At 59.8% G+C, this 17,301-nt stretch carries 18 protein-coding genes and 2 pseudogenes; 10 read left to right on the top strand and 10 right to left on the bottom strand.

Translation table 11 applies throughout. The features are described from left to right. Positions 1-113: 113 nt before the first annotated feature. Genes D8Z78_RS16430 through D8Z78_RS16420 form a run of 3 tightly spaced genes read right to left on the bottom strand, consistent with a single transcriptional unit; the run spans position 114 to position 2,816 of the window. The gene (locus D8Z78_RS16430; protein ID WP_240672157.1) at positions 114-944 is read right to left on the bottom strand and encodes an RES family NAD+ phosphorylase; all 831 of its coding nucleotides are present in this window, start codon (positions 942-944) and stop codon (positions 114-116) included. A 24-nt stretch (positions 945-968) separates the two neighbouring features. Then, positions 969-1,151 carry a GntR family transcriptional regulator gene (locus D8Z78_RS16425; RefSeq protein WP_121634314.1) on the bottom strand — a complete coding sequence of 61 codons (183 nt, stop codon included), beginning with the start codon at positions 1,149-1,151 and terminating at the stop codon, positions 969-971. 45 nt (positions 1,152-1,196) lie between these two features. Then, complete coding sequence (locus D8Z78_RS16420) at positions 1,197-2,816, bottom strand: ISL3 family transposase (protein WP_420824325.1); 1,620 nt, start codon at positions 2,814-2,816, stop codon at positions 1,197-1,199. An 83-nt stretch (positions 2,817-2,899) separates the two neighbouring features. Between D8Z78_RS16420 and D8Z78_RS16415 the strand changes: the two are divergent. Continuing rightward, a pseudogene (locus tag D8Z78_RS16415) lies at positions 2,900-3,787 on the top strand (hypothetical protein); the annotation flags it as partial. Positions 3,788-3,898: 111 nt separating this feature from the next. On the opposite strand, the gene D8Z78_RS25365 reads toward D8Z78_RS16415, so the two are convergent. Continuing rightward, the gene (locus D8Z78_RS25365; protein ID WP_379575174.1) at positions 3,899-4,099 is read right to left on the bottom strand and encodes a hypothetical protein; all 201 of its coding nucleotides are present in this window, start codon (positions 4,097-4,099) and stop codon (positions 3,899-3,901) included. A 55-nt stretch (positions 4,100-4,154) separates the two neighbouring features. Here D8Z78_RS25365 and D8Z78_RS16405 point away from each other — a divergent pair. Further along, positions 4,155-4,568, top strand: a pseudogene (locus D8Z78_RS16405) (transposase family protein); the annotation flags it as partial. A gap of 101 nt (positions 4,569-4,669) precedes the next feature. Here D8Z78_RS16405 and D8Z78_RS16400 read toward each other — a convergent pair. The 5 genes from D8Z78_RS16400 to D8Z78_RS16380 all read right to left on the bottom strand — a co-directional run bounded on the left by D8Z78_RS16400 (position 4,670) and on the right by D8Z78_RS16380 (position 8,040). Beyond that, a complete protein-coding gene (locus D8Z78_RS16400; RefSeq protein ID WP_027238702.1) occupies positions 4,670-5,302 on the bottom strand; it encodes a glutathione S-transferase family protein in 633 nt (210 codons plus the stop codon). Between the two features lie 20 nt (positions 5,303-5,322). Next, complete coding sequence (locus D8Z78_RS16395) at positions 5,323-6,219, bottom strand: SDR family oxidoreductase (protein ID WP_037931965.1); 897 nt, start codon at positions 6,217-6,219, stop codon at positions 5,323-5,325. A gap of 28 nt (positions 6,220-6,247) precedes the next feature. Beyond that, a complete protein-coding gene (locus tag D8Z78_RS16390) occupies positions 6,248-6,745 on the bottom strand; it encodes a luciferase domain-containing protein (protein ID WP_037931962.1) in 498 nt (165 codons plus the stop codon). 8 nt (positions 6,746-6,753) lie between these two features. Beyond that, on the bottom strand, positions 6,754-7,569 hold the full coding sequence (locus tag D8Z78_RS16385; protein WP_037931959.1) for a DODA-type extradiol aromatic ring-opening family dioxygenase: 816 nt from the start codon (positions 7,567-7,569) through the stop codon (positions 6,754-6,756). A gap of 63 nt (positions 7,570-7,632) precedes the next feature. Further along, on the bottom strand, positions 7,633-8,040 hold the full coding sequence (locus D8Z78_RS16380) for a DoxX family protein (RefSeq protein WP_157802081.1): 408 nt from the start codon (positions 8,038-8,040) through the stop codon (positions 7,633-7,635). Between the two features lie 162 nt (positions 8,041-8,202). On the opposite strand from D8Z78_RS16380, the gene D8Z78_RS16375 reads away from it, so the two are divergent. The 8 genes from D8Z78_RS16375 to D8Z78_RS16340 all read left to right on the top strand — a co-directional run bounded on the left by D8Z78_RS16375 (position 8,203) and on the right by D8Z78_RS16340 (position 16,272). Next, positions 8,203-8,526, top strand: coding sequence for a winged helix-turn-helix transcriptional regulator (locus D8Z78_RS16375; RefSeq protein ID WP_027238707.1), 324 nt, complete (start codon positions 8,203-8,205; stop codon positions 8,524-8,526). Positions 8,527-8,763: 237 nt separating this feature from the next. Further along, entirely contained in the window at positions 8,764-9,366 is a 603-nt protein-coding gene (locus tag D8Z78_RS16370) for a TetR/AcrR family transcriptional regulator (protein WP_036540318.1), read from the top strand. Between the two features lie 72 nt (positions 9,367-9,438). Beyond that, positions 9,439-9,990 (top strand): TetR/AcrR family transcriptional regulator, encoded by a 552-nt coding sequence (locus D8Z78_RS16365; protein ID WP_224769550.1) that lies wholly within the window; start codon positions 9,439-9,441, stop codon positions 9,988-9,990. A gap of 13 nt (positions 9,991-10,003) precedes the next feature. Beyond that, entirely contained in the window at positions 10,004-11,125 is a 1,122-nt protein-coding gene (locus D8Z78_RS16360; protein ID WP_240672156.1) for an efflux RND transporter periplasmic adaptor subunit, read from the top strand. A gap of 33 nt (positions 11,126-11,158) precedes the next feature. Next, positions 11,159-14,239 carry an efflux RND transporter permease subunit gene (locus tag D8Z78_RS16355; RefSeq protein ID WP_088635664.1) on the top strand — a complete coding sequence of 1,027 codons (3,081 nt, stop codon included), beginning with the start codon at positions 11,159-11,161 and terminating at the stop codon, positions 14,237-14,239. Positions 14,240-14,315: 76 nt separating this feature from the next. Beyond that, on the top strand, positions 14,316-14,684 hold the full coding sequence (locus D8Z78_RS16350) for an acyl-CoA dehydrogenase family protein (RefSeq protein ID WP_074838771.1): 369 nt from the start codon (positions 14,316-14,318) through the stop codon (positions 14,682-14,684). A 49-nt stretch (positions 14,685-14,733) separates the two neighbouring features. Next, on the top strand, positions 14,734-15,300 hold the full coding sequence (locus D8Z78_RS16345; protein ID WP_074838768.1) for a biotin transporter BioY: 567 nt from the start codon (positions 14,734-14,736) through the stop codon (positions 15,298-15,300). 138 nt (positions 15,301-15,438) lie between these two features. Then, positions 15,439-16,272 (top strand): MBL fold metallo-hydrolase, encoded by an 834-nt coding sequence (locus tag D8Z78_RS16340; RefSeq protein WP_240672155.1) that lies wholly within the window; start codon positions 15,439-15,441, stop codon positions 16,270-16,272. Between the two features lie 71 nt (positions 16,273-16,343). On the opposite strand, the gene D8Z78_RS16335 is transcribed toward D8Z78_RS16340, so the two are convergent. Further along, positions 16,344-17,186, bottom strand: a complete 843-nt coding sequence (locus D8Z78_RS16335; RefSeq protein WP_128910823.1) for a hypothetical protein — start codon at positions 17,184-17,186, stop codon at positions 16,344-16,346. Positions 17,187-17,301 lie beyond the last annotated feature (115 nt).

Below are 17,301 nucleotides of genomic sequence, written 5' to 3'. Positions count from 1 at the left end.
CGGAACAAGAGCAATTGTTGCTGCGTACCGTGCCTGAACCCGGGTCGCGATCATGGTGCACGCTGAAAAAGCAACGCGTTCTTATGATGCAGATGCAAGCTGTGGCCTGCGTTTCAACCAACAGCCACGATCGCGTAATCTGGCGTCCCATCCCAAACCAGGTCCCAGGACGCGCCGGGGCGCACGTTCAGAATCGCGCGCGGCTCGAAGCACACCAGACAGTTTCCTCCCGGTGCGGGCGCCCGGGCCGAAGGGTTTCTCAACCGGCGCGATCCGTGTCGTCGTAGCTGCTGCGCAAGGCTCTGCCCCTCCGGGTAACCGATGGCGGGATCCGGGTTGAGTGCCGGACGAGTGGAGTCATCTGTGATGTCGTCAATCACCCCGATGAAATCCGCCAGCAACTCGACGTAACGTGCGCGATCCTCGAACCTACCCGTGTAGGTCAATTCGCGCGTCCGGTGAAACGCCACCTCGCGCACCGACACCATCACATTCCAGGCGCAATACCACGCGCCACGTTCGCCAGAGTTGAACCGGTTCACGCCTGTGCGGGTATAGGTGAAGGCCGCGTTCACATGGCTGTCGCCATAGATGCGCAGGTTCTGGCTGCGCCGCCGGCAAGCCAATTCTCGCAGGTCGATATGCGGTTTGCGCCCACGTTCGGCCTGCAAGCGCCCACTGGTCGGGCCCTCGATCTCGGCGAGGATGTCTCTTTCGTCATCGGTATCGACCAGACCGCGCAGAGTGGGTGGCTTGTGGTAGGTTGCCGGCAACAATCGAGTCAGGCCGCGATGTTCGAATTGTGCCCCGATGCCACGGTCTTCCGGGTCGATGCGCAGACCAGGTTCGGGGACGGCAAGCCGTTCTATCACCAGACCATCTACGCGCATGCGGATGAGGTCGTGCTGGAATTCTGACGGCGCGGCAGCGTCCCTCGCCTTCATGTCGCGATGCCCGGTCGGCCGGGGTCAGAACGGCATTTCCAGCTGAACCATGTCGCCGCGATATGTGACGAGGCCGGAATAAAGCAAAGCGCCTTCCGTCGTCTTGAGGCTGCGTGCCAGGCAGCCCACCGGCGCGTTCAGGGGGATGCCCAGCAGACGCGACATGTCCTGATCCGCCGAATCCAGCGTCAGCACCTGATGGCGCATCCGCGTCGGGAAAAAGCGTCACTTAGCGCTTAAATGGGTTCTGCCTCAATCTGTGTGGCGCAGTGGCAGCATTCGGGCTCTGAGGAGTTCTGGTCCGGCGCGACCGTACATGGCGCGCTTGAGGGTCTTCAGGCGATTGACTTGGCCCTCAGCCTGACCGTTGCTCCACGGAAGTTCGATGGCATTGCGCACGGCCTCGATGTCGCGGTGCAGCGTGCGGGCAAAGCGCATGATTGGTGGGATGCCAGTCTCAATGGCCAGGTCGATCCATGCGTCCAGCGGGGCGGACTGGTCGCCGCGCAAAATGCCCTGAAACCGCATGGCAAGGCTCCGCATCGTGGCAAAGCTTGGCGATCCGGCCTTCAATGCATCTACCTTTTGGGCCTGGTCTGCGGTCAATTTGCGTCGCGGCTTGATACAGAGCGCCGCTGCGACAACCGGCGAAATGGCGTGACCGGTTTGCGGGTCCCGCACAGGCGCCAGGGGCAGCGGCGTGTCGGTCGGGCCTGCTAGAACGGTTTGTTCATCCCTTCGCCATCCGGCCAGCAGACGTTGCAAATGAGACAAGCTGCCCTCATAGCCATGGCGTTGAATTTCGACCAATAATTCCTGGCCGGACCGGATACCCTGTTTCCAGAGATCGGCCAGTATGCTCTCAAAATACCACGGCGACGTGGGCTTCAATGCAGCTCGGCGGCGGTCTGGTGGCGAGTCGGAGCTCAACCACTTCGCCACACTACGACGCGGGAAGCCGGTCCGACGTCCAATTTCGCTACAAGACAGCCCTTGATCACGAAGCGCATGGATGTTTCGGAAAATTTCCTCACGTGATTTCCGATGAGCAAGACGCGATCGCAGTAGATGATTGGCCGTGCTGATGTTTTCGGCATCTGACAATAGCGCCCGCCCGGTGGCGCGGCCATGCATATTCATCTGCTCTTCAATGGCCTGGCGCAGGTTCTGGACGAGATGGAAACGGTCTGCGACCTGCAGGGCTTGCGGTGCACCCTGACGTGCGGCCTTCGCATATCCGCCACAACGATCCCGACTGATGACTTCAATCTCAGGGTGCTGCCGCAGCCAGCTCGCACAGCTTTCAACGCTCCGATCCGGAAGAATATCAATTACGGTCTGCCGCTCGAGATCGACGATGATGGTTCCGTAAGTCTGCGACTTGCGCCAGCTCCAATCGTCGATGCCAATGACCGTTGGCGGCGGGGCGACGCTTTCCGCACACTTCTTGAGGTGTCGCAGCACCGTGTCATTGCTGACACCGACGCCTAAACGGCGCAAGAGCCGCTCGGCAGGCCGTCCACCCGTGGCGTGCCCCAGATGAACTACAATGTCATCAGCACGCGAAGTTCGACGTGCAAATGGACGCGCAATTGACGAGGTGTAGTCCGAAAAAGTCCGCCGCGGGCACGTGGAAGCGCGACATCGCCACCTGCAGACCCAGAGTGCGATTGTTACCTTGTCGCCAAGTGCAGGTAAATCCTGTAGCCGCCTTTGCCGCCACCCGTGACGACGCCGAGAATGCAAACCACAATCTGGGCAGATGCCTCTCGGTGCCAAAACACCGGATACAAGCCACCCGCCGGAATCACGTCGCTTAACGCCTTGAACCGAAACGTCGCTCCCGGGCGACCAGTGCTTTTTTGAAATCACGACTATCCCTCCCGAATGTTCCAAGCTCAGGATAGTTGCGCCACACAAATTGAGGCAGAACCGATTTAAGGGCAACGCGACACTGGGCAAGGGCAGAGGGGGTTCACGCTGCGCGACTGGCAAGACTGGCTGGACGCCTTGGAGCTCTGGATGACCGGCTGCTGCGCGGTCCGGAAGGCTGGCGGCATCGGCTCGCTCTTATCGAGGCGGCGGATCTTAGCTGGTTCGCAGGAGATCGTGTGAGCCCCGATCGGCTGGCGCTTTGGTTATCCATGCGTTTGTCTGGAGTGCAGGATGACTCGGAAGCACTGGCCCGTGCCGGATGGGCCGTGCGACGCCTGACAGGTGGTCCGGAGCCAATGGTAGATTTGGCGGCCTTCCTGGATCGGCGTGATCCTGAGAAATTCGAGGACAATGCCGAGCGCTTTGACGAGCGTGTAGGGAGCTGGCTGGACGTGATGACAGCCGCGGTTGACCTCCACCCGATCACGCGCGCTTGCATGGGGTTTCAGCTCTGGAGTCTGGCTGGCCTCGGCCGATATGGAGACCGGATTGAGGCCGCTGTGACTGCTGGCAGGATCGCGGCCAGCGACGGCAATGGAGCCATCTTTGCGCCGCTGGCCATGGGCGGGGCAGGGGGCTTACGTGCGTCCGGCCGTCCAGCTGAAAGATTGGCCCGCTGGCTGGATGAGATGGAAACTGGTTGCCTGACCGCGATGCGACATCTCGACGATCTCGAAGCATGGTCAACGCGGGCGGAAGCTGAGACGGCCGCGCTCTCGGGTAAAACCTCGCCAAACTTGCTTGCGGCCCTGACCGAATGGCCCCTCGTTTCCGCTCCTATGGCCCAAACCTTGACCGGTGCCAGTCGGGCAGCGGTTCAGCGCAACCTCGCATGGATGGAAGCGCGAGGCCTCATCCGGGAAGTGACCGGGCAGGGGCGGTTTCGGATGTGGCAAGCAGCGACCTGAAGGTGATCCAGAACACGCATAAGCACGCATATGTTAAGTTGGCTCTTGGCCAAGAGTGCGCATGACTCGGGCGCACCTGGGACGAATACTTCTCGGGCGAAAGCGGCGCGCCTAAGACCCGCAGCAAGAGTTAAGTCCGCTATCCGCGTCGGACCCGGGGTCATGCCAGCCAAGTTCGCAGAACGTCAGAAGGCCGCAAGCATGTGGACTAGGCCTTTTTCGATGTTCTTCCACGGCTTCTTGCCCACGGTATGTAAGAACCAACATCTGGTACCGCAGATATTTTTCGTAAAGAACTGCATGAAGCGACAACAGATTTTGTGACCCACAGGCCTGGATCAAGGACTTATGGAACTCCCAGTCATATCGGAATCAGGATCGGAGCGACCACGCCCTGCGCCAATGGCTGCGGGAACTGGCGAATAAACGTCGCCGGTTCGGATATCGTAGTTAGGGCATCCTTTTGGCCAGAGAGGGTTTTGAAGTGAACCATTAGAAGCTTTTCCGTCTCTATCGCGAGGAAGGGCTGGCCGTGCGCCGCAGGTGATCACGCAAACGCGCACTGGGTACGCGCAGGCCCATCCTAGTGCCGGATCGCGCCAATCAGCGTTGGTCGTTGGACTTCGTGTCCGATGCCTTTGCTAATGGCCAAAGGTTCCGTGTGTTGTGCATCGTGGATGACTGCACGCGCGAAGCCTTGGCGGCCACTGTGGTGGATCGCTCACTGTCAGGTGAGCGGATGATCCGCGAACTGGATGACCTGATCGGGAGGCTGGGTCAGTTGACTTTCTGACCCACGATCAGATCAAAGCGATGACAACGGCCGACCGTATCGTCAACCTCGGCACTCGTCAGGGGTATGTTACCCCCTGGATCACGACGTCAGCGGAAAAGCGCCCTTAGGGGTGCCACAGCCTCTTGCCAGCTGTCACGCGCTTCTAGCCGGTCGATCCAACTCGCAACTCCTGGGTACTGGTCCAGTAAAATCCCCGCTTGATCGCGATACATGAAGGTGGTCGCAAGATAGAAGTCGGCAAGGCTGAGTGCGCCTGCGATCCAGTCCTTGCCGTCGAGTCCGGTTTCCAGAACGGCAAGGAACTGATCTGTGGCTTTTCGTTCCGCTTCGACCACAGTCGGATCGGGATCGCCCATGCCGAATTTCTCTTTGAGAAACAGCTCAAAGGACAATTTCTGCATCGCCGGGCCAAGGTGGATCGCTTGCCACCAGGTCCATTGATCGACGAGGGACCGCGCCTTGCGGCCCTCAGGATAGAGGCCCGCCTCGGGCCGAAGCCCCGCCAGATAGGCACAAATTGCCCGGGATTCCCAAAGCACGAAATTCCCGTCCTCCAAAACGGGCACCTTTGCATTGGGATTGCGAGCGAGAAATTCCGCCGCGCGGTTGTCCCCGGCCCGGATGTCGACCTGGACGATTTCGAGGTCCACGCCCAGTTCGTGTGCCACCGCCCGCACACGCAGCGCATTGGGCGAGAAATTCGCGTTGTAGAGTTTCATGATTTTGTCCGCCTCTATAGTTACTGCGGCGCCCGAAGAAGCACCGCCCGGTTTTCGGTCAGGAAATCGGTAACCGACTGTCCGGACTTGCCGGTGAGCGTCTTGAGATCGTCGCTGGCCACATCAAGGTAGCCTTCGGCGATTGCCTGGTCGAAAGAGACGAAAACACGCGCCATGAACTCGGGCAGGCCATTTGCGATCATCGCCTGCACCATGTCTTCGGCCGGCATCGGAACGTAGGGGATGTCCTTGCCGGCGATGTCCGACAAAAGCGCCGCGATATCGGCCTGGCCGGTGGATTCGGGCCCGGTGATGTCCAGGACCTCGCGGTCGGTCGCATTCATCAGCGCGGCAGCGGCGGCGCGGGCGCAGTCGGCGCGCGTGACGTAACTCGCCCGTCCGTCCCCTGCCGCGGCAAAGAGCTGCCCCATGTCGATCGCCTGCGGTCCGCTCATAAGCAACAGATCCGTGTAAAGGTTGTTGCGAAGGATCGTGTAGCTGGCGCCGCTTTGCTCGATCAGCTTCTCGGTGTTCTGATGATCCTTGCTGAAAGTGATGGGGCTTTCGGGTACCGGGCTGGCAAGCGAGGTATAGACGATGTGGTCGATACCCGCCTCGCGTGCGGCGGTGATCGCATTGGAATGAGCCGCGAGCCGTTTGCCCGGCTCCAGATCGTCGGTGGAGATGATCAGGATCCGCTTGCCGCCCGCGATGGCCGGACCCAGTGTTTCGGGCGCGTTGAAATCGCCTTGGCGAACATCCACCCCCTTGTCCCTGAACTCGGCGAGTTTGTCGGCGTTGCGCGTGACCGCGATGATCGGACCGGCGCCCGCCTCGATCAGTTGATCGATTACCTGGCGTCCAAGCTGGCCGGAGGCGCCTGTGACGATAAATGGTCCGTTCTGAAAGCTTGCCATGGGCGTATTCCTGTTCTTTGAGAGAGAGTCAGCCGTGGATGTGAACCTGCGCGGGGTTGGCCAGCTTGCCGCGGGCGAAGTCCCAGCTCGTTGTCAGGATTTTGATCATGACGTCGACCTCTGACCCATCGCGCGGCGCAAAGGCCATGACGGCATTTGCCGGGATGTGTCCGGCCGACGCCATCGGGTGCGGTTCGCCCCATCCCTTGGCGATGAGTTCATCGACCGCCGCCAGCGGCAGCATCATGTGCGACGAACCGTCATAGGAGGGATGCACATGGGCAAATTCGCGTCCGATCATGAAGGCTTCACGCGGGCCGCAGGCATGCGCCACCGGCAAGACCAGTGCTTCGGCGCCGGGCACCGAGATGCCCGACCGGCAGCGCTCGACGAAGGGCAGGGCGAAGGCCTTCTCCTTGAAAAATGCGTGGATCTCTGCCGAGGAGTTCTGCGACACCTGCTCATGCGGGGCGCAATCGGTGGTGTCGGGGCGCGGGCCCTGCCGCGGGGGAAGTTCGAAGCTCATGGTTGGTCCTATCCAAATCTGAACGCGCTTTCGACCGCGCCCAACACGTGATCCTCGAGGGTCTTCTCCCCCCGATCCGCAAGCGCAGCCCCGGCCACGACGTGCAACGGGATCAGATGTTCCTCGCGCGGATTGGCATCGCGTGCGCCGGGCGCCTGATCCCACTCGGCCAGCATGGCATGGCGCACTGCGGGGTCTTCATGGGTCACCGCACTCGTGAGCCATCGGTCAAAGTCTCCGCCGTTCACCGGGCCGTCCGGTCCGCCCCTCATCGCCCGCATCATCTTGCCCATGTTATGATAGGTATTGCCGGATCCGATGATCAGCACCCCTTCGTCGCGCAAGGGCGCCAACGCGCGACCGACGGCAAGATGCGCCTCGGGGTCGAGATCGTCGCGCAGGCTCAATTGGACGGTGGGGATGTCGGCCTCAGGAAAAGCCACCTTTAGTGGAACGAATACCCCGTGATCGAAGCCACGCGCAGCATCGGCCCCGGTTTGGAATCCCGCGTCTTCTAAAAGTGCGCGTACGCGGGTCGCCAGCGCGGGCTCGCCCGGCGCGGGCCAGGTTAGCTGATAGGTATGCTGCGGAAATCCCTGATAGTCGAACAGCAGAGGCGGGGCGGGGTTGGTCTGCAAGGTAAAGACCCGCTCTTCCCAATGGCCCGAGATCACGAGGAGCGCCTTGGGCCTTGCCGGCAGGCTCGCAGGCAAGTCCTCAAGGAATTTGCGGTGCCGATCCCAGGCGTCAGGCGGGTTCCAGTCCATGAAGAAACAGGGGCCACCCCCATGGGGAACAAACAATGTCGGCTGCTTTTCAGTCATGTTGTCGTCCTTTTAAACCCAAGTCCGAGGCTATGGGCACCCCCGTGGCAACTCCGCAGCAGATCAGATTGGCGCTGCCGGAACTGCCGGTGCATAGGCCGACTTGACCGCACGCACGCGATTGGCGGTCAGCCACGAGACGATCAGGAGTACCCAGGTCGCCAGAGCCGGCGACCAACCCGGATCGCCTGCGCCCACATGGGCCCCGAAGGCGAGCACCAGATGCCAGAACATTGCCGCATAGGCCCAATCTGCCAGCACCGCCGAAGGGCGCCAGAGGATCACAACGGCACCGACGATCTTCAAAATTGCGAGTGGCCAGATGATGTATGTGGGATAGCCCAACACCTCGCGATACATGCCCGCGACCATGTCGTGGGATGAGATGTAGAAGGCCGCCGCACCCAGATAGACCAATGCCACAAGGCCGGTCGCGATCCAGTAGACATATTTTGCCACGTTGTCACTCACTGCCGCTCTCCCGGTTTTCGGCGGGTTGTTAGGCTGCCGTTTTCCATATAGTATCATTAGGTGCCTTGCTTCATCAGTTAAAGTAGGCACTTAAAAGTAACTTACTTTCGTGGGCTGCGAGGGCTATCCACAATGAAAAGCGTCCAACCAGCTTCCTGCCCGATGGAGGCGCTGCTGCGTGTCATCACGGGACCTTGGACGATTTATATCCTTTGGGTTCTGTCCGAACAGGGTCCACAGCGTTTCGGCGCGACCAAACGGCTGGTGCCTGGAATTTCCACCCGGGTCCTGACTGAGAGGCTGAGAATGCTGGAACATGCCGGCGTGGTCTGGCGCGAGCAGGCCATGACCATCCCGCCCGCTGTCACATACGGGCTGACTGAACGCGGCGCGGAGCTGCGCGGTGTGCTGGACACCCTTGGATCCATTGCACGCCGCTGGGAGGCGGAGGGTGCTTTCGACGGGACGGCACGCTCGGCGGAATGATGACGTCCGTCCTGTTCGCGGAATAATCCCGCGCCAGAAAGCACCGCGAACGGAGCACGGCCCGAAGCTCATGACGAATTGAAAGCCGCGTTGGGTATGCCTGACAGGCGGCACTCACTCCGAACGATCCGCCCAGGTTTGCGGCTTGCCGCCACATAAAAATCAATTTACTGTACCGACTAGACGGTACAGTCAAGTTTGAAATCCCGCAATGCTGCACAGGACAGGAAGAGCGAGATGCGCGAGAGAAAAATGGCCGAGGTTTTGTTCGGCGCGCGGGAGGTCTTCTTCCGGTGCGGTTATGAAGGCGCCACCGTCGATGCCATTGCCGCCGAAGGGAAAGTGTCGAAGGCAACAATGTATTCGTATTTCCCGACCAAGGAGCAGCTGTTTCTGAGCGTCGTGGAATCCGAATGCGGTCGGCTTGCGGAAGAGATCCTCCGACCCTTGTCCGCAGGTCCCGAGCCGCGCGCCCAGTTGGAAAAACTTGCCCTGCGCATGATCGATCTCGTTCTGGACGAAACCTACATCCGCCTTCTGCGGACGTGTATCGGTGCCACCGAGATGCTTCCCGAGGTCGGGGAGGTGTATTTTCGTGCCGGACCGAAACGGGCACGCGAACTCATCAGTAAAGTTCTGGAACGCCTTTCCCGGGAAGGCGCGCTTGAGATCGACAACCCCCCGCGTGTTGCGGATCACTTCATACATCTTTGCGTTTCTGGACTGTTGATGCCACGCCTGCTGGCCGTGCAAAGAACAGTCGAGCGGGACAAGCATGCGGCCGATGCAGTCACTGCATTCCTGCGACTCTACGGGAGCGGACATAGAGTAGAGCTCTGAACTGACCTTGCTTTCCGACAACGGGGCAGTGCTCCAAATCTCTCAATAAAATTGCCGAATGGACAGTGAATAATGACCATACAATCCAAAATGCAGGCAAAGAATGCGTCACCAAGGATCCTCGGCGCTGCGCGGGCAATTGCGCACAGAGAGGGCGCGGGAAAGATTACGATCGACGCCGTCGCGCGTGAGGCCGATCTCAGTAAAGGCGGGGTCTTATACAATTTTCCGACCAAGAGAGCGCTTCTTGCCGGGCTGCTTGATGAGATGCTCGCAGAACATCACGAACGCCTGGCATCAGTCCCGGAAGATCGCAGATCCCGCACCCTGCGTGGGCACCTGGAAGCAATCGTGCAAGCCAGAGCCGTCGATGACGACCTCTCGATGGCGATTCTCGCGGCTGCCGCGTCAGATCCGCGGCTGCTCGATCCGCTACGGGCTGAACTGACCGGCGACCTTGAGCGTATCCTGTCCGACACACAAGACACTCCGGGTGCTATGGTTGTCGTCCTAGCGATCCAGGGACTTCGGTTCCAGAAACTTCTGGGCCTTCCCGACGGTGGCGCGGATCTCAGGGGACGCGTCATCGAGCAATTGAGGGCCATGATTAATGAACTCGAATAGAGAGACACGAAGTTTGAAGCGGATCGTTTTTGTTATTGCGGTAGCGGCCGTGTCGGCCGTTGCCGTCCCGTTTGTTTCGCCGTTCCTGACCGATGTGCTGGCCCAGACCGCGACGGACACCCTGGAGGCAGAAGTCGATACAAGGCCTGCAGCGAACGTGGAGCGACCAGTCACGGTCGAAGTGACCCGTGCGCTCAATCGCGTCGTAAGTCAGTCTCGCAGCATTGCAGGCCGCGTCGAACCTGCTCGAACGGTGGACCTTGCGTTTCAGATACCCGGGCAGATCATTCGCCTTGAGGTTGAGCCCGGCGACACGATTCGCGAGGGCGAGGTGATCGCGGAGCTCGACCAAATCGATTTCGAACTCGCCGTCGACCGGGCTCAGGCGTCCTACGACCTGGCGAATTCCGAACTCGCGCGCGCCTCGGACCTCGCCGATCGTGGCGTGGCGTCCGACGCGCGCCTCGACACGGCCCGCGCGCAGTTCGTCCAGGCAGAAGTCGCGCTCCGCGAGGCAGAGCGGCGCCTGTCCCAAACGAAAATCGTCGCGCCATTCGACGCGATTGTGGCGCGCACCTTCGTTGAAGAATATGTCAACGTCACGTCGGCCGCGCCTGTCGCGCGTCTACAGGATGTCAGCGAGATGCGGCTCGTGATCTCCCTGCCAGAGGAACTTGCGGCCATTGCGCGGTCGGCACCCGATGCCTTCGAGATCGTTGCAACTTTTCCGGCTGTTCCGGGTTACACCGCGCCTCTGGTGCTTCGCTCGTTTGCGACCGATGCCGACCGGACGGCGCAGACCTACGACGTGGAATTTGCGATCACGGGTGATATCGACCCGCGTCTTCTGCCCGGGATGACTGCGGATGTGCGCATCTCCATTGCCGCAGAAGCAGATCGCCCGCAATCCGTGATCGTTCCGGTTTCGGCGGTGGATACGACGAGCCGAACCGAACCGTCCATCTGGATCTACGAAGAAACGTCCGGCCAGGTCGCGCGCAGGGCGGTCCGTTTGGGTCTTCCGATCAACAATGAGATTGTCGTTCTGGATGGCCTGAAGGGCAACGAATTGGTTGTTTCCGGCGGCTGGTGGCGGCTCAGGGACAATCAGACCGTGACAGTTTCGGGGCTCTGATCCCGTTCTTTTTGACAGGACAAGAATAGAACCATGGCACTCAGCATCTCACGAGCGAGCATCGAGCGTCCTGTGGCGGTCTGGCTCACCATCATCTTTTGTCTCCTCGGCGGCTATTGGGGGCTGAACACGGTCGGTCGACTTGAAGACCCGAGCTTCACGCTCAAAACGGCGCTCATCTTCGTGCCGTATCCCGGCGCCACGGCTCTGGAGGTTGAAGAGGAGGTCGCCGACGTCGTCGAAAATGCGCTGCAGCAAATGAAGCAGCTCGACCGGGTGGAATCGAAGTCGATGCCGGGCATGGCGCAGATCACCGTCGAGATCGAGATGACCTATGGCCCGGACGAGATCCCGCAGGTTTGGGACGAAATGCGCCGCCGCATCAGCGACGTGGAGGGGGACCTTCCCGCAGGAGCGCGACCGCCCATCATCAATGACGATTTCGGCGACGTCTATGGCATGTTCTATGCGGTAACGACCGAAGGTCTGAGCCCATCGGAGCAGAGGGATTTGGCCACGACGCTCCGGCTCGGACTGGTCACTGTCGATGGCGTCGCCAAGGTCGAGGTTCAGGGCCTCTCCGAAGAGGTAATCACCATCTCGATCCCGTCTGCACGCCTCGAGATGCTGGGCCTTCCGCCGACCCAGATCCTGGGCATTCTCGCAGACGAAAACCAGGTGTTCACCAACGGCGAGATCACCGAGGGCCCTGCCCGGATCGGCCTATCGGTTCCGCCGGGCTATATTAGCCCCGAAGGGATAGAGGAGCTGCGGCTGGGCACGGCCGGAAATGTCGGCCAGATCGCTGTCAGCGACATCGCCAGCGTGACCCGCGAGGCGGCCGAACAGCCTAGCCAGATCATCCGGCAGAACGGCACGGCGGCATTTACCTTTGGCGTTTCCGCGTTGACGGACCAAAACGTGGTCGAAGTCGGTCAGGCGGTTTCAGCACGGCTTCAACGGCTCAAGTTGGGGCTTTCTGAAGGTGTCGAGATCATACCGATCTACGAGCAGCATGTCGTGGTGGACGAATCCGTTTCAAGCTTTCTCGTCAGCCTCGGACAGTCGGTCGCGATCGTGGTCGGTGCGCTGATGCTGACCATGGGTTGGCGCGCAGGCCTCGTGGTGGGCTCGACCCTCGGGCTCACCGTTTTCTCCACACTGTTCTTCATGTCAGTGTTCGGGATACAGATGGAGCGGATCAGCCTGGGCGCCCTGATCATCGCGATGGGGATGCTGGTCGACAACGCCATCGTCATCACAGAAGGGATGGTGATCGGCATGGCGCGAGGAAAAAGCGCGGAAGACGCTGCTGCCGAGACCGAAAGCGCCACGTCAATCCCCTTGCTGGGGGCGACCGTTATCGGGATCATGGCGTTTTCCGGTATCGGGCTGTCGCCTGACGCCACGGGCGAGTTTCTGTTTTCGCTTTTCGCGGTGATCGCCATCTCGCTGCTAACAAGCTGGGTCCTGGCAGTCACGGTGACGCCGTATCTCGGCAAGCTGCTGCTCAAGGCCCCCAAAAACATTTCGGATAATCCCTACAAGGGCGTGTTCTACGCGACATATCGCGGGATTTTGTGGATGGCGCTGCGCGTCCGCATTCCGGTTGTTCTGACGATCATTGGCATCACCGTTTGGTCCGTTATGGCTTTCGGACAGGTCAAGCAGGCCTTCTTCCCCGCCTCGAACACGCCGATTTTCTACGTTGAGTTCCAGATGCCGCAGGGAACCGATATCAACACGACCGACGAAGAGATGCAGCGGCTCGAGCGGATTCTCATGGATGAGGATGCCGTAACCGGGGTAACGGCCCTCGTCGGGCGCGGGGCAAGCCGATTCATGCTGACATACAACCCCGAGCAGGCGGATGCCAGCTATGGCCAACTCATCGTCCGGGTTGCGGACGCCGCAACGATCGCGACGATCGCGAGCAGACTTAACCAGGACTTGCCCGCCGAATTCCCCCACGCTCTGATCCGTGTCGAAGATATCGTGTTCGGACCGCCCTCCGGTGCCGATGTTGCAGTTCGTTTTTCGGGACCCGATCCGGTCATCCTGCGCCAGCTCGCGGATGATGCGATGAGGATTTACGAGGAGGCAGGAACCATCACCAATCCGCGCACCAATTGGCGGCAGCGTGAGATCCTCGTCGAACCCATCGTCGATGAGGCACGAATGCGGCTGGCTGGCGCAACGCGCGGAGCGATCGCGGATACCATCCGCTATGGAACGTCCGGACTGCGCGTTGGCGACCTACGCGAGGACGACGTGTTGATTCCGATCCATCTCCGGCTTCCCGAGAGCGAACGCGACGGAGTTGACCGCCTTCGTGACCTATCGGTGTGGTCCGATGGGGCAGGGTCCTATGTACCCATGGCCAACCTTGTCGAAAGGTTCGATCCCCGTCTTGTCGAGGCACTCATTCACAGGCGCGACCGAGAGCGGACAATCGCCGCCCTCGGCGGTGCCCGCAGCGATCTCACCGCGGATGAGGCATTCCGAAGCGTCCGCACCGAGATCGAATCCATCCCGCTTCCCGACGGTTATGCAATGGAATGGGGCGGCGAATTCGAAAGTGCGCAGATGGCTCAGGAGTCGCTTGGCAAGCAGCTTCCCCTGGGCTTCCTGGTCATGTTGACGATTTCGATTTTGATGTTCAACAAAGTCCGCCAACCGCTGATCCTGTGGCTCGTGGTGCCAATGTCCGTGACGGGCATGGTCCTGGGGTTGCTGTTCACCGGTCTGCCCTTCACATTTACGGCCCTGCTCGGCTTCCTGTCGCTTTCGGGAATGTTGATGAAGAACGCAATCGTTCTCATCGAAGAGATCGACTTTCTACGTGCACAGGGTGTGCCCGATTACAAGGCGGTGATCGACGGCTCAGTCAGCCGTCTTCGCCCTGTGGTGCTCGCCGCCGGCACGACGATCTTTGGCATGATTCCGCTTCTGCCCGATGCGTTTTTTGCCTCGATGGCGGTGACGATCATGGGCGGCCTCGCCTTTGCTTCGGTCCTGACGCTCGTCGCGGTTCCGGTGCTCTATGCGCTTCTGTTCCGGATACGGCCACCGAAACGGGACGCACAGTCGGACGGCCTAGCGGCGACCGCCTGACACAACGATCCTCCCTAAAATAGGATTTCGAGCCAATTTGAGGATAGCGGAATGGCCCAGAAAAAACAAAACCGGAGTGGATCGTCGCGAAGCTCCGGGAGTCCGACGATCCCAGGGCGCCTCGTGCGGTGTCCTATGGGACAAGCAGGTGGTGCGCCAGCGGCTGGCAGACTGCCAGACGAGGATCGCGGCGGGACGGCAGCTGGTCTATCATGCCGCAGGTCTGGACGCGGCGGGCCACGATTGCGTGCAAGAGGTCTCGATGGTCAAGGCCTATTGCGGCGAACTGGTAAACAGCGTGCTCTACGACTGCGTCCAGTTTCACGGCGGCATGGGCTATATGCGCGAAACCCCGGTTGAACGCATGTCGCGCGACGCCCGTGTTCAGGCCATCGGCGGCGGTGCGAGCGAGGTCATGCTGGAAGAAGTCGCCAAGCGCATGTGAGCTTCCCTATCCAGCAAATCAACGATCTACAGAAACAAGGACGAAACAGATGAATTTGGAAGCCACTCAACGCCAACCGGTCGCAAGACTGACCCGAGAGATCTCAATAATACTCATCGGCACAATACTTCTGACACTATCCGCCAAAATCGCGGTGCCGTTCTACCCGGTACCGATGTCAACACAAACCCTGGTGGTCTTGGGTCTCGGCCTTTTCCTGGGGCCGGTGCGCAGTAGTCTAGTTGTCGCTGCGTACCTTCTGGAAGGTCTGTTTGGCCTGCCGGTTTTCGCTGGCACGCCTCCCGCACCGGCGGGTCTGGCCTATTTTGCGGGTCCCACTGGCGGATTCTTGATTGGGTTTGCGCTCGCGGCGGCGGCTGCAGGATGGATGGTTCAAAAGCTGGCAGGGCTTCCGCCTTCAATCAGAGCATCTGTAGCGGTCCTCTCCGGTTCGATACTTATGTATTGCGCAGGGCTATTCTGGTTGGGTGGCTTTGTCGGCTATGGCGAAAAATTGCTGAACGCCGGGCTTTACCCGTTCCTGCTTGGAGACCTGACGAAGGCAGCAATTGCTGTAGTGCTGTATACAGGTTTCCATAATCGGGGTCACGCTTGACTGCTGGGCTTTGTTGCCTTGTTCCAGCGCCGGTTCTGACCGGCGCTGGACGCCAGCCCGAGGCTTCCAAAGCTATGCAAAGCAAAAGGCGGCTTTGCAAGTCCCAGACTTTTCACTGTCAGAAAGTGGTCGTATTCAATGACAAAACGCAGCATGTTTCACACAGAGCCGGAACCGTGTCGCGCGCGTGCAGAACAGGTGGCCGAGGGAATCCTGAGGATCGTTGCGAGCAATCCCGGGAAGATGACCTATCACGGGACGAACAGCTACATCATTGATACACCTGACGGTCGGTTCATTCTCGATCCGGGTCCAGCAGAAGACAGTGCACATTTCGAAGCAATTGTCGAGAATCTGGGAGGCAACCCGGCCGGAATTCTAGTGTCACACCACCATTCCGATCATTTCGGTGCCGTGCCGGGATTGCGCGAACGGACAGGTCTGCCCGTTTATGTTTCGCGTGCCTTTCCAGACGATGCATTTCAACCCGACGGGTTTTTGGAAGACGGGCAAAGGATTGCCGGTCTTACTGTCCTTCACACACCCGGTCACGCGAGCGATCACCTCTGCTTTGCGAGGCTGGATGGAGTGTTATTCACGGGCGACCACGTGATGAGTTGGAACAGTTCGATCGTCAGCCCCCCTGACGGCAACATGCGTGATTACTGCGACCAGCTTCAACGGCTTATTGATCGCGACGATAGGATCTGCCTGCCGGGTCACGGGCCCGTACTCCAGGATCCGCGCCCTTACATCGAACGGTTACTTGCCAACCGGATGCGCCGCGAGACCCAGATCCTCAAGCATCTCCTAAATACTTCCGATACAGTCCAGAATATCGCCGCTTCAGTCTACAAGAAATCTGACCCGCATATTGCAATGGCCGCCGAAAGGAATGTTGTGGCTCATTTACAGAAACTTCTTTCTGAATCGCGAGTGGCTCAGGAAGAAGGGATCTGGAGGGTAAATTAACATAAACTTCACTATCGGAACTTGACATCTGTAGCGGGGCTTTCATGGACTCCAAGTCCGAGCAAGCGAAGCTACCGGGATATCTCCCCTTCCAGCACCGCTCGTCCGTGCACCGCCAAGGTTGCTGAAAACCTCTGGCACCCAAACTTGCGGATCACATCGAGTACCCGCGCTTCGTAGGCAGCGTGTCCGATCAAGCGACACAAGTCGGACGCGTGGAACTGGCGGTTCGCAGTTGGTGCGGCTTGCATCTGTCTCAGCAATTCGCGCTCTTTGGGATCCGTTATTGGTCTCGCGGGCGGCTTGACCGCGGGACGAGTTGGAGTTCCCCACGAATTTCGCCATCGGCGCATGAAGCCAAGCAGGAAGCCGGCCGGCACCCTGCCGTTGCCTCGGGACCGATTGAAGGCGAGGAAGCGGTCCCAAATGACCTGGGTGTCGACGTTCCAGCAGGGCAACGTGGCCTTCGCTGCTTTGATGAGCTCTGCCCAACTGGTCTGAAAAACATTCGAACTCGCTGTGATGTCGATCAGTCCTGCGAAGATAGTTTTGTTATTATTATCTCTAGATAGTGATGTGTCACCTTCACCTGACACGAGATCATGGGTTTCACTCTCCTCGTCGAAGGCGGAAAACCGAAAGATCCAGGGCGCGAACTTGCCATTCGGCTTCGCCCGCTCGAGCTGCAACTCCGACGTCTCAAGTTCGCTCAGAAGAACCGCAAGATATTGTCGTGAGACACCCATCCTCTCTGCCAGGGCAGAGAGGGTGAAGGCTGCCGTTCCGCGCGACAAACCGTTGTAGCCATCCTTCCAGGCGATGGCATCGAGGATGAGGGTGGCAAGCTTGTGCGCTGCAACAGAGAGATTTGTCTGCGTGATCCGTCGCAGGATCAGGCCGGTCGTAGGTTCCATGGTCGAGGTCTCCTTGGAGATCCGACGCCATGTCGTGAGACAACAACATTCTTGCCAGCAAAACAACTTTGCTGGTTGCAGGTGTTTTGGCGGTGCGCTAGGAAACTCTTGTTCA

Source organism: Tropicibacter alexandrii (genome assembly GCF_003667315.2).
Classification (GTDB): domain Bacteria; phylum Pseudomonadota; class Alphaproteobacteria; order Rhodobacterales; family Rhodobacteraceae; genus Tropicibacter; species Tropicibacter alexandrii.
Note: the sequence above shows the minus strand (reverse complement) of the source record. Positions and strands in the feature narration are given on the sequence as shown.